The organism is Methylobacterium sp. WL6 (genome assembly GCF_008040095.1).
GTDB lineage: Bacteria > Pseudomonadota > Alphaproteobacteria > Rhizobiales > Beijerinckiaceae > Methylobacterium.
Genome location: NZ_VRVH01000029.1, coordinates 18,779 through 30,618, shown reverse-complemented (window position 1 = coordinate 30,618; position 11,840 = coordinate 18,779). Strand labels below are relative to the sequence as shown.

The 11,840-nt window shown below is 66.5% G+C and carries 8 protein-coding genes and 1 pseudogene; 6 read left to right on the top strand and 3 right to left on the bottom strand.

From position 1 onward, the window contains the following. Positions 1–397: 397 nt before the first annotated feature. Complete coding sequence (locus tag FV230_RS06910) at positions 398–1,294, top strand: hypothetical protein (RefSeq protein ID WP_147841792.1); 897 nt, start codon at positions 398–400, stop codon at positions 1,292–1,294. Between the two features lie 88 nt (positions 1,295–1,382). On the opposite strand, the gene FV230_RS06905 is transcribed toward FV230_RS06910, so the two are convergent. Both FV230_RS06905 and FV230_RS06900 read right to left on the bottom strand, forming a co-directional pair. Next, positions 1,383–5,357: a bifunctional DNA primase/polymerase gene (locus tag FV230_RS06905; RefSeq protein ID WP_187275415.1), complete on the bottom strand. Its 3,975-nt coding sequence runs from the start codon at positions 5,355–5,357 to the stop codon at positions 1,383–1,385. Positions 5,358–5,947: 590 nt separating this feature from the next. Continuing rightward, on the bottom strand, positions 5,948–6,751 hold the full coding sequence (locus FV230_RS06900; protein WP_147841790.1) for a lipid II flippase Amj family protein: 804 nt from the start codon (positions 6,749–6,751) through the stop codon (positions 5,948–5,950). A 292-nt stretch (positions 6,752–7,043) separates the two neighbouring features. Between FV230_RS06900 and FV230_RS29425 the strand changes: the two genes are divergently transcribed. Beyond that, a complete protein-coding gene (locus FV230_RS29425; protein WP_187275414.1) occupies positions 7,044–7,523 on the top strand; it encodes an N-acetyltransferase in 480 nt (159 codons plus the stop codon). A 15-nt stretch (positions 7,524–7,538) separates the two neighbouring features. Beyond that, a complete protein-coding gene (locus FV230_RS06890) occupies positions 7,539–8,072 on the top strand; it encodes a GrpB family protein (RefSeq protein ID WP_147841788.1) in 534 nt (177 codons plus the stop codon). A 139-nt stretch (positions 8,073–8,211) separates the two neighbouring features. On the opposite strand, the gene FV230_RS06885 is transcribed toward FV230_RS06890, so the two are convergent. Next, on the bottom strand, positions 8,212–8,982 hold the full coding sequence (locus FV230_RS06885; RefSeq protein ID WP_246694769.1) for an LD-carboxypeptidase: 771 nt from the start codon (positions 8,980–8,982) through the stop codon (positions 8,212–8,214). 61 nt (positions 8,983–9,043) lie between these two features. Between FV230_RS06885 and FV230_RS30625 the strand changes: the two are divergent. The 3 genes and pseudogenes from FV230_RS30625 to FV230_RS06875 form a co-directional block, all read left to right on the top strand. Then, a pseudogene (locus FV230_RS30625) lies at positions 9,044–9,436 on the top strand (ABC transporter substrate-binding protein); the annotation flags it as partial. After that, positions 9,419–10,384 (top strand): TonB-dependent receptor, encoded by a 966-nt coding sequence (locus FV230_RS06880; RefSeq protein WP_246694770.1) that lies wholly within the window; start codon positions 9,419–9,421, stop codon positions 10,382–10,384. The pseudogene FV230_RS30625 and the gene FV230_RS06880, both read left to right, overlap by 18 nt. Continuing rightward, positions 10,384–11,565 (top strand): heparan-alpha-glucosaminide N-acetyltransferase domain-containing protein, encoded by a 1,182-nt coding sequence (locus FV230_RS06875; protein ID WP_147841785.1) that lies wholly within the window; start codon positions 10,384–10,386, stop codon positions 11,563–11,565. The genes FV230_RS06880 and FV230_RS06875 overlap by 1 nt, the downstream gene beginning before the upstream one ends. Positions 11,566–11,840 lie beyond the last annotated feature (275 nt).

Genomic DNA, 11,840 nt, shown 5'->3' with positions numbered 1-11,840 from the left:
GGGTCGGGAACATGGCGGGGCTCCGGCTGGGGCGTTGCCGGATGATCGGCGCCGGGGACGCCTGGAACAACAGCTGGCGCAACGGTGGCTAGGCCATGAGTTCGGGAGCCTCATGAAGTCCGCCCCACCCATGATCCTTCCCGGCACTCTCCGCCCGAGGCCCGCGCAGCGGGCCGAGCCAAGGTCTCGACGGCGGTGCGCATCGGGGCAGCCTTTGGGGGCCGAAGGCCCCATAGGAAAACCTATTTCTTCTTTATAGACATTTTCGAGACGGGCCGTTTTTCCGCAAGCCGTTGATTGAAAACGGATAAAAGGGTGCGATCGTTGAAAGTTGGATTTCAGGACGCCCTTGCTCCAGGCAGGTCGGGGTGGCACTCTGCGGTCACAGGAGCCGCCCATGCCCGCCTCTCACGTCATCCGCATCAGCCGTCGCGTCTGCGCCTCCCTGTGCCTGGCGGACGGCCCCGCGACGCCGCTAGACATGGCGCTCTGGCTTGCCGTTGTCGGCGACATGGCGGCGATCGTCGACGAGCCGGACGAGGATGGGATCACCATGCTGGACGGCTGGGCCGTCTCGGATGCCGCCGCGGTGTGGTGCCACCGGGATACCCTGCTCGCGGCCACGGGGCAGCCCAGGCTCTCGGACCTCGCCCGGCCCTTCGACCGCCTCGGACGGACCGAGTTCACGCTTGGGCTGACGAACCCGCGTCGGTTCCGGTTGTGGCGTGGCTGGGAGTTCGACGCGCCGAGCCGGCTTGAGCCGACCGCCGTGGGCATCGTGTCCGGCATGGTGATGACCCAGACGATGATCCACGGCGATCCGTTCCCCGTCGCGGTCGATGCCCTGGGCATGGCACGCTTCCGGTCGCGGTGGAGCCCGCTCGTCTACATGCGCTGCCTGGCATGGCTGGCAGGCGCGGGGACGGCCAAGAGTTGGCAGCGATCCCGTCCCGGCGACACGGTGGTGGTGACGATCCCGGTGGACGCCCTGCACAGGGGGCTCGGTTCGGGGACCCTGACGTGGCCAGGCGACTGGAACGCGAGGGCGTTCGGGCGCGGCGGGCGCGGCGGTCCCGTTCATGAGGACCTCGAATCCGTGGGGATCCGCCTCAAGACGGAATGGGTCCAAGGCCGGGTCGGGCTTTACATGCAGACGACAGGTCTGCGCATGACGGTGTCCCGCCTCAAGGTCGCCCGCGACCAGCACAAGGCGACGCTGAACGCCATGGCCGCGCAAGGTGGCTCTGCCCGCCCCCGCAAGGGCGGGGTGGCGCAGGCCCCGATAGGCTTCTGATACGACACGCGTTTTCGGGCGCATATGCCGAGGTCGGCACACTCTCAGCACACGGAAACGCGATTCATCGGGATCTCCGAGTCGCGGTCTAATCGTCCGGATCGTCGTCGACCGTCGACATCGCGTCGACACCCCAAGAACGTGCGAGGGCGCGGACGGCGATCGAGACTGCGCCGAGCTTCCTGTCGCCGTCCGGGTATGGGCGGACCCGCGACCAGTAAATCCCCTCGATCCGGCGCGCCTTGAGGCCCGCGAGGATCGCCTCGTACGTGGCGCCGGGCCGCGTACCAGAGAGGGCGTGCCGCTCCTCGGCCATGGCGGCCTCGCGTTGGGCGTCCTCGGCGTCAGCAAGGGCCTGCCGGACCTCCTCGCGCGTCGACCCGGCGGGCAGGCCGGTATGGGCGAGATCGATCGCGTCGGGGGCGCGGGTGCCGCTGGGCAGGCGCGGGTTGCCCTGGCGCAGAACCTCGACGTCGAGGTCGAGCTCGCTCTCCTCGACGCCGGTCTCGCGGGCCAGGATCGCGCGCAGGGGCGCGACGGGATCCTCCGGCTCCGTGAGGACGGAGCTCGTCGTCCAGGCACCGGCGCCGAGGCGCCAGCGGATCCGCGTCAGTCCGCCCGTCTCCGGGCCTGCCTCCTCGTCGAGACGCAGGGGGGCGACCCGCCATTCCCGGATGCTCTTGTTGTGGCCGTCGAGATCCTCGCGATCGTACCAGCCGGTGCCCTCAACATCGAGCACGCCGTCGGTGGCGCGGGCGATCGACCAGGGCTGGGCCGAGAGCGAGTCGCCGCACGTCTCCAGCTGGCGGACGTCCACGACCTCGTCGACGACCATGCCCTCGGGGATCGCGCTGCAGGCCAGGTATACGACCGGCGGCCGGCCGGTGCGGTGCACGGGGCGGAGCCGGGCCGCGAACTGGCGAACCTCTTCCTCGCGAAATTGGCGCTGGATCAAGGTCGCCCACGGCCCGACGTAGACCGCGTCCTTGACGGAGATGTCGCTGCCGTCGCGCATGGCGACGCGTTTCTCGCCGATCACCGGCCGCAATGGATCGCCCTTGGCGTCCAAGCCGGTGCCGAGGGCGTCGACGGGCTGCTCGGGGTCCGGGTCGTCGTACGTCAGGGCGGCCACGTAGGCGTCGACGGCTCGGGGCGGCAGTTCGAGGCGACCGAACAAGATCGCGGCCGCATGGTTCTTGGCGAAATCGAGTCCGCGCATGCCGCCGTTGTGGACGAAATCAGTATTCGTCGGGGGCTTCCATGAATGGCGAAGGACGGCCATCACCGGCTTGTTGCCGCCGACGAGCGTACGGCCGTGCCCGTGGACGCCGGACAGCCGCTCAATGATGCGCCTGTTCATCTCGACGGTCTTGGCGGTGGCCATGAGCTCGTCACGGTCGCGCGCCCGGCTGGGGAGCATGCTCCGGTCGGAGAACGGCCCGCCGGTTACGAGGACGGCCCGCATGTGGGAGGGCGCCTGGACGGGCAGGACCTCGACGCTTCGGTCGGACCAGATCTTCTCCACGATCGCCGGAGCGGCCGAGGCGTCCAGCATCATCAGGGGCAGCCCGGGGAACGACGGCTCGACGCGCCAGGACATGCGCAGGCACCAGGCGTCGCCCGCCGGGCCGGTGTGGACGACGCACTGTAGGCGGGCGTCGGAATCCCCATGGGCGCGCCGGGGCGTGCCGGGCTGCTCCTCGTCGTCGCGGAGCGCTTCGAGCCGCTCGACGACCACGCTCCAGAACCTCCGCTCGTCCCATATGCCCTCACCTCGGGGCGTCGCCGCGAGGTCGGCCGCTGCCTGCTCGGTCATGCCGGGGGCGACCGCGCGGGCAAGGTCCGCGCCGCGGCTGCAGACGATTTTCGCGGACTGCGCCCAGGCAAGCCCGAGGCGCTCGCCCTGGGGGCCGCGTTCGCCGTGCAACGCCATGACGGCGCCCGCCGCGTCGCCGTCGCCGAGAGCGTCCCGCATGAGCGACACCGCCCAGTTGCGTTCGGCGAGGTAGCTCTCCTGGATCGCGCGGAATGCCTCGCGCGGGTCGGCGAGATGCTCGTAGGGGGCCTTCTCCTCCTTCGTCAGCCGGGGAGCGGCGCGTTCCTTGGCGAGAACGGCGATCGGCATCGGCGCGCCCGAGTTCGTGCCGAGGAGGTTGCTGTAGGGCCGTTCGTCGACGACGAGACCGATGAGCGTCTTGGTCAGCGCGACCGGGGGCGTGACCGCCAGGTAGGAGCTCGCGAACAGCACGACGTCGGCCTTCGGCAGAGCCTGCAGGCTGGCCTGGTACTCGCACGACTCCCACATGGGGCAGCGCACGACCTCCCACTCCGGGTCCGCGCCGGGGACGCCCGCGTTCCGGTCGATGCGGGACTCGCAGAGGCGCTGCGCACCGATCGAGGCCTCCTGCAGGGCGGCGACCTGGGCGCGGTAGCCGCAGTTCGTGCGCAGCTTGCCCCGGAAGATGACGACGTTCAGGCCCTCCGCCGCACCGGCCTGGACGGCTTCGGCCACGTCGCGCTCCCATGACGACACGTGTCCCGCGGCGCGCGCTCCGGACAGGCTGTCCTCGATGTTGGCGTGGCTCGGCATCGCGAAGCCGACCGGGTAGCCGAGCGGGCCGTTCACTCGCTTGGCATCGGCCATCTGCCGCCAGAAGCTCGACGTCTTGCCGACACCGGCGTCCCCCTTCACGATCTGGATCGGTGCCGCATCGAGGGGCGTCCGGTCCCCCCGGCATTCCCGCTCCCGGCGCAGGGCGGCCCGCTCGTACAGGCCGTCGATCCACCGGGCCTCGTGCGCGGCGACCGTTCGCACGGCGTCTCGGGCGGCCCCGAGGCGCAGGTCCTCGTCCGTGATGATCGCGCGGCCCATGGCGCGGACGCGGTCGGGCCCCTGGATGACCATGTAAGGGGGCTTGCGCGCGAACGCGGTCCGACTGATCCGCGCGGCGTCGCCCTCGCGCAGGTGGGCGAGCTCGTGGACCCGCGTCGGCTCCGGCGCATCGGCCGGCACGGAAGGGGCATGGACGTCGTCGCCGGCAGGGGTGATGGCGACGATCGGGCCGGCGTCGAGCGGGCGGGCGAACCGGCCCGTCTCGGCGAGGTGCCAAGCAATCGATGCGCGAACCTTCTCGATCGCGGCGTCGCGGATCGATCCAGCGTGCCACCGGCCGGAGAGCTCCACCCGGGCCAGGGCCTCGGCTTCGACCAGGTTCGCCAGTCGCGCGAGCCCCATATGCTGGTCGCGGGCCACGCCTTCGTTCACGCGGACGACGGAGCGAGCGAGTGCGAACATGAACGCCTCGCGGCCGTCCGTGACCTTGCCGGCCTCGACGGTCCACGTGACCTCGCCACCCACCTGAGCGGGCCGGTGCAGAGCTTGGGATGGGTCCCACGTGTGCGTGTCGGCCAGCGGTGCGACGACGCGGCGCTGCAGGCCGACGAGGTCGTCCAGGGCGTCGAGGAACGCGTCCAGCCGCTTGCGCGAGACTAGGGGCGCCGCCTCCGGGCCGACCAGGTGCGGGCTGGCGTCGATCCAGCGGATGTAGTCTCCGGTCTTGTGATGGAGGCCGTGGAACGTCAGCGGCTTGCCGTGCGCCAGGATTTCGACTGCGCCGCGGTCGCCCTTGAGGGGGAATGACCGCGACGGGATAATCTGGTCAGCGGGGATCTCGTCGGGGTCGCCCTGCCGGTAGAGGAGCGCGATGCGCGGGGGGGCGCCGACGCGGCGGAGCGGCGTGTAGCCGAGGTACCGGTCGGCCAGCAGCTGGATCTCGACCGACAGGTCCAGCGTGGGGATGTCGACATCCAGCGCGAACACGTTGCCCGACGCGCGGCCCATGATGCCAGCCACGTTGTGGGCCGGGCATGCCTCGTTCATGTCCGCGAGCTCGTCCGTGCTCGGTCGACGGTCTTGGAAGACCTTCCACTTGATCGGATGGCCGTCGATCGAGCCTGGACCGCGGCGACCGTCGAGGCGCGTCTGCGGGAACACCGACCAGCCGTGGCCGACGTTCGCGTTCGACAGCCAAGCGAAGCACGGTTGGTTAATCTGGTGCAGCATCGAAACCGTCTGGGCCTCGGGCACAGGCAGCTGACGACGGGCGCCGGGCGCGGGCTGCGTGACAAGCGCCGGGGCGGCCACGGGCTCAGGCGCCGGCGCAACCGCAACGGGGCCGGACTTGATGACGGTCGCCCCTGGGAACCGGGACATCACTGCTAAGAGTAAGGGGTCTTTCGGGTCCACCGCGGTTCCTGGGTCTGCCGTTTGACTCGCGCTGGCAGCCCGTCCGTAGGCCCCGAATCTGGGGCGTGCGAGCCGTCCAAACAAGATCGTGCGCGGGTCGCTGGCCTGCTGCAAGCGTCAGCGGCCATTCGGCTTTGCGCCACCAGCGGACCCTTGCACCAAACCACTCGAATGGCCGCTTGGGGGCCGACAGCTGCTATTGAGATAAAGTGGTGAGTCCGGCGGCCACAACGTCTTGCTGTCGTGGCCGCCGCTTCCGGGGCAGCTTCGCCTCCTAAGCGCACCTTGAATAGGCAGGGCGGAAGGTCCGCAACGGGTGGATTTCTGCCGGTCCGCTTTTGAGCGCAAGCTCGATGAAGCGGCCGTTCCCGCCATCTGGTCACTACCGCCTTCAAAGGGTTACGCCTTCAAATACGGCCTGCAACCCAAGCGACGCATAGGGCAGCAGGTATAAATAAAGCCTGCGCCAGACAAGTTCCAAGCAATCGACTTAAAGATATCCAGACGACAGTCTGTCTGAATGACGCTTCACTTATTGTGCCTTCCACAGCGTCATCTGTCATGACCGAAAGCTGCGGATCGATCAGCGCGAAGAGAAGTATCGTGGCGACGCCATTTATGATTGCAGACAACTGGGATGCTGTAACGCGGAAAGATGGCTCTAGGAACCCAGCATACAAAGACGCCAGAACGCCAACCGTTAGCAGAGCCTGGACGATCACATTTGCAAAGAGGATACTCCAACTCACACCTGTCGGTTGTAGCCCACGAGGAACATTCGCTATTCTCGGGATCGCAAAAGATGCCGCCATAGCGTGAGCGCCGGTAGGAGTTAGCGTTCGGGCGAGCAACTTCATCGTCGACCGCGACCGCTGGAAGTTGCTAATTGCTTTGGTGAAAAGTCGCTGGCTGGTTGGTATCAGTACGATTCCGAAAAGAACTGCTATTGTTGCGCTTACGATTATGATCCTGAAGTCGCCGGATAGACCTTCTCCTCCACCTAGAGACAGGCGATTTTCAATACGTTTTGCTATAAGAGGCCCAAGAAACCCGTTGGATGTCCGGCTGACAAGCACTAATATATTGAACAAGGCGAAACTTATAGCGATCCGCTTGGTTCTAACTCCCGCGATCCTGGCGGCATAGGCCATCGTTCCGATCAGATTGATCGCGCCGGTTAGCAGACAGATGATCAGCAGTTGCTGGTCCATTCGACCTTATACCGCTGAAGGTGCGACTTTCCACCCCGGACCCAGTTGCCGGACGGGTGACGACCGACCGCTTTGGAGAAGCGCCGATGGCGGTCCGAGTGGCTGGCATGGGTCCGGATCGGAAGAGCTGCTCGGGGTGGTTTTGAGGAGTTCCGCATTCGGACGGCAATACGCTGAAGCGGACATCTCTTCCTTTCCCGTTCGTGACCCTTTCAGGCCTTTGGCGGTGAGCTTGAATGATCGCCCTGCTTGGGTGAGGCTATGCGCACCGCAGGCCGCTTCAGGGATCCAAGTGGCGACTGAGACCATCACTCTTCGTCCGGCCGAAGAGAGGGACGTGCCTGCGCTCGTTCGTCTTTTGCGGCGTTCGTGGCTTGTCACCTGGGCCCCCGAGCTTCCGTTCGAGGCGGTGCAAGCCTTCGCCGCTTTCGACCCCGCGCGGTTGCAGGCTGAGAATGAGTGGCAACGCTTCATCGTCGCCGTTCGTGGTGACGTGCTGATTGGGATGATGCAAGTTGGAGACGATCAGATCACCGACCTGCACGTCGATCCCGCCTATTGGAATAAAGGTGCTGGCTCGAAGCTGCTCGTCGCGGCCGAGCGGCAGGTCGCGTGCATTCATTCGGTCGTGCGTCTGGAGGTGCGTGGGTTCAACACCCGAGCACGTGGCTTCTACGCACGCCATGGTTGGAAAGAAGTGCGCACATATTCCGGCATGGAGTGTGGAAGCCCTGTCGAGAATGTGGAGATGCAGAAGCGCATCAAATCGTAGGATTTGCCGAAGACGATGCCGCCACCTTTCAAGGTCGAGTTGACCGTTCACGATCCCCAATGGTCGGCGGCAGCTCAAACGGAAGCTTCAGTTCTCCGCGCTGCGCTTGGCCCGAACCTGCTGGCCGTCCACCACGTGGGATCAACAGCCATTCCAGGCTTAAGAGCAAAGCCGATCCTCGATCTTCTACCTGTAGTCCAAAACCTGGGTGAGGCGGACCTTAAGAGAACGGAACTCGAACGGGTCGGCTACGAATGGTGGGGTGAGTTCGGGCTCCTCGGACGGCGTTACGCCACGAAGAATGAGCCGAGCACCGGGCGGCGTCTCGTTCAACTACATTGCTACGGCGTCGGCTCGCCGGACATCGACCGCCATCTCGCCTTCCGCGATTACCTTCAGAAGAGGCCAGCGCTCGTCGCCTCCTACGAGCAAGAGAAAGTCCGGTGTCGGACGGTTCATCCCGACAACTCCCACGAGTATGGCGCGTGTAAGAGCGCGTGGATCGACACCGTTGAGGCTATCGCTCTGTCCGAGTGGCGGAGGTCTTAAGCGATCGACGGCCGCTTTGGAGAAGCGCGAACGGCGGTTCGAGCACCGAGTTGGGTTGGGAGCGGTCCGTCCGCTCAGGATGGATCTTGGCCGGTCATATGTTGCGTGGCTGTGCATGAAAGCGGATGCCGCCCTCCCGCTACGACGTAGCACTTTCAACGATCCGTAACTGGGCACACTCGCAATCGATCTCTGCTTGCACGCCATAGGGAAGGGTGAAGATCGGGTCAGTGTGTCCAAAATCGAGGTTGGAGAGCACCGGCAGAGCCGTCAGCCCCGCTTCATCCAATGCCTGGAGGATGGCCGCATCATAGGCGGCATGATCGGTTACGCTCAGCCGATGGCCACCCGGCCGGGCAAACAGGATGCCGTTCAAGACCTGAAGGATTCCTTGCGCCGCGTAATTACGGAGCCAGCAGGTCATCAGCGCCGGGGACGGGGCCTCCTCGGACGTTTCAAGGAACAGGAGCGCGTCGCGCCAGTAATCGAGGGGTGGCCACCACGCGGTGCCCTTCAAGGTCTCCAATGTGTCAGCGCATCCGCCCACGAGATGCCCGCGTGCTATGCCGTTCCCGCGTAGCACGCGGGGTCCGCTTGATGGCCGTAGCGGACGGCGGCGGAATTGGTTCTGTGGGTCAGACCAATCGAGCCGTTCGACCGTCCAGCCCTCATGGCTTGGCTCGACCACCCCGACCGGGGCGGTTGTAAACAACGTGCGCCTCAGCGAGGCTACCATGTGTGGGAGGGGGCCGCCGTTCTCAGCAAAGCCCGACATGATGGTGGGGCCATAGAAGGACACCAGCCCGGCCCTAAGGCAACCGAAGCCGATCACCGTGGTATCGGAGTAGCCGAGGAAGGCTTTGGGGTGGGCGGCGATAACGCCCAGGTCAACGTGCGTGATCAGGCGCACCGCATCATCACCGCCAATCGCCGCGATGATGCCCTTGGTTGAAGGGTCGGCAACCTACCTCGCTCAAGACCCGCGCGGCTCGACGGTCGCGCGGGAGGCCATGGGCATCGCGGTGACACGCGGCCTGTCGGAGGAAATCGTCGCCCTGCGGCCCGACCTCGTCGTTGCCGGTGCCTTCACGACACGGACCACGGTGGGCCTGCTCAAGCGCGTCGGCTTCCCTCTTCTCGAACTCGCCGTACCCAACGACTTCGAGGGGGTGCGGGCCCAGATCCGGACCATCGCCGCGGCCCTCGAGCGCCCGGCGCGCGGCGAGGCGATGGTCGCGGACCTTGACGCGCGGCTGGCCCGGGTGATGCCGGCGGCCAAACTCTTGCGGGCCCTCGTGATGCGTCCGAACGCCTTCACGGTGGCACCCGGCAGCCTCGGCGACGCGGTGAACCTCCTGCGCTCGACCCCGCGCCTCGACCCCTTCGCCATCGACCTGTTCAACCCGGTCTACGGACAGGCCAAGCCCCCGTTCACGCGCCGCTACAGTGCCAGCGAGAACGTCGGCAACACGGCGGTCTACCTCCAGGACCAGATCGCCCTGAGCCCGGAATGGAAGCTGCTGCTGGGCAACCGCACCGACTTCTACAACCAGACTTTCCGGGACAAGGTCGCGAACGAACGGACCGAGCAGGACCGCACCGGCTTCTCGCCGCGGGCCGGTCTCGTCTACCAGCCGCTGTCGTTCCTGGCCCTCTACGGCAACGTCGCCGCCTCGTTCCGCCCCAACACCGGCTTCGACAGCGCGTCCCGGCCCTTCGCTCCCGAGACCGGGTTCGCCTACGAGGTCGGGGCCAAGCTCGACCTGTTCGACGGCCTCAGCGTGACGGCCGCCGCCTTCCACATCGAGAAGGAGAACGTGCTCACCACCGACCCGGCCGACTTCTTCTTCCAGATCGCCGCGGGGGCCGTGCGCAGCGAGGGCTTCGACATCAGCCTGGTCGGGCAGGTCACGCCGGAGTTCCGGGTGATCGGGGGGTACGCCTTCATCGACGCGGCGGTCACCCGCGACGAGGTGCTGAGGGTCGGATCACCGCTTCTCAACATTCCACGTCATAGCGGCTCGCTGCTCGGCATCTACGAGGTCCAGGCCGGCGACTGGAAGGGTTTTGGGATCGGCGGCGGGTTCCGGGCCGTCGGCTCGCGGCTCGGCGACAGCGGCGTCGAGAGCTTCCGCTTGCCGGGTTACATCCTGACGGACGCCCTGGCCTACTACCGCTACGAGAACCTGCGCTTCGGGCTCAACGTCGACAACATTTTCGACGAGACCTACTACGAGCGCTCCTACAACACCTTCTGGGTCGGCGTCGGTGAACCGCGGCGGGTCACCGTCAGCATGACGGCACGATTCTGATGGGCGAGCGTCTGGAGCCGCCGGAGGCATCGACGAGTCTATCGAACCTGTCCGGCCGCATCGCCTCCATCGATGCCCTGCGCGGGCTGGTGATGGTGCTGATGCTCCTCGATCACCTGCGCGAGACCTGGTTCCTCCACGTGCCCGTAGCCGACCCGGTCGACGCCCGGACCGCTCTGCCGGCCGTGGCCCTGGCCCGCCTCCTCGTCAGCCTGTGCGCACCCATCTTCATCGCGTTGACCGGCGTGGCTGCGTACCTGTTCCGCACCCGGCACACGCTGGCGGAGACGCGGGCCTACCTGCTGAAGCGTGGGCTCGTGCTGATGGCGCTAGAGGTCCTCTACCTCTCGGGACTGTACTGGGGCGTGGCCAGTCCGACGCTCTGGCTGCAGGTCATCTGGTGCATCGGCGTCTGCATGATCGTCCTGGCGGTGCTGGTCGGCCTTCCACGCCCGGTCCTCCTCGCGGTCGGACTGCTGATCGTTTGCGGCCACAACCTCCTCGACCCGATCCACCTCCAGCCTGACCAACCGTTTTTTGCGGTCTGGGCGATGCTGCACCAGCGCGACGTCATCGCGCTGCCGTTCGGGCTGGTCGCCAAGACGACCTACCCGGTGCTCCCGTGGATCGGCGTGATCGTGCTCGGCTACGCGGTCGGCCCCTGGTTCCTGCCAACGGTTGCGACGCTGACCCGCGAGCGCCGATTTTTGGCCCTTGGCTGGGGGATGCTCGTCGTCTTCGTGATCCTGCGTCTGGCGAACGGCTACGGCGACAAGCCCTGGTTCGTGGTCGAGGGCGATCCGCTCCGGACCACGTTAAGCTTCGTTTCGCTGACGAAGTATCCCCCCTCGCTGCTGTTCCTGCTGCTGACGCTCGGGATCGGGGCGCTGCTCCTCGTTACGCTTGAACGAATGCGCGACGCCCCAGTCGTCGCGGCTTTGGCGGTGTTCGGCGGTGCGCCGATGTTCTTCTACCTGCTCCACCTGACGATCCTGCGGCTCCTGTATCACGGTGCCGCCGCCATCTGGGGGCCGACGCAGGGCAGCGTGTTCGGCGTGGGGAACTATGGCTGGGTGCTGGCCTGGTACGTTGGGCTGGTCGTACCCTTTTACTGGCCGACGGCGTGGTTCTCGCGCTTCAAGGCGGCACGTCGCGATATCGCCTCGCTCAAGTATCTCTAGTAAAGGAAATCTGACGGATGGACCCCGTTCCCTGGGCCCACTCCCGGCCCTAGGAAGGTCCGCTCCCGGGCTGTCAAGGCAGAGGCCAACGACCGGGTTGGGTGGATTTCAGCCGGTCTGCTTTCGGGCAGTAACAGATGAAAGCGGACATCGCCTCCGCGCCCCCTCACGACCCTTTGCAGACGCTGAGTGTGTCCGCCTCCGGGTGCATGGCGAAACAGTGCCGCGCGACTGGGACAGGTTGATTTGCGACGAGCCGCTCTCAGGCGGATCTT

Excerpts from the sequence above, each read along its gene's own strand:
- FV230_RS06910 (WP_147841792.1), top strand. The coding sequence starts at position 398 with ATGCCCGCCTCTCACGTCATCCGCATCAGCCGTCGCGTCTGCGCCTCC.
- FV230_RS06905 (WP_187275415.1), bottom strand. The coding sequence starts at position 5,357 with ATGCTGCACCAGATTAACCAACCGTGCTTCGCTTGGCTGTCGAACGCG.
- FV230_RS06900 (WP_147841790.1), bottom strand. The coding sequence starts at position 6,751 with ATGGACCAGCAACTGCTGATCATCTGTCTGCTAACCGGCGCGATCAAT.
- FV230_RS06890 (WP_147841788.1), top strand. The coding sequence starts at position 7,539 with ATGCCGCCACCTTTCAAGGTCGAGTTGACCGTTCACGATCCCCAATGG.
- FV230_RS06875 (WP_147841785.1), top strand. The coding sequence starts at position 10,384 with ATGGGCGAGCGTCTGGAGCCGCCGGAGGCATCGACGAGTCTATCGAAC.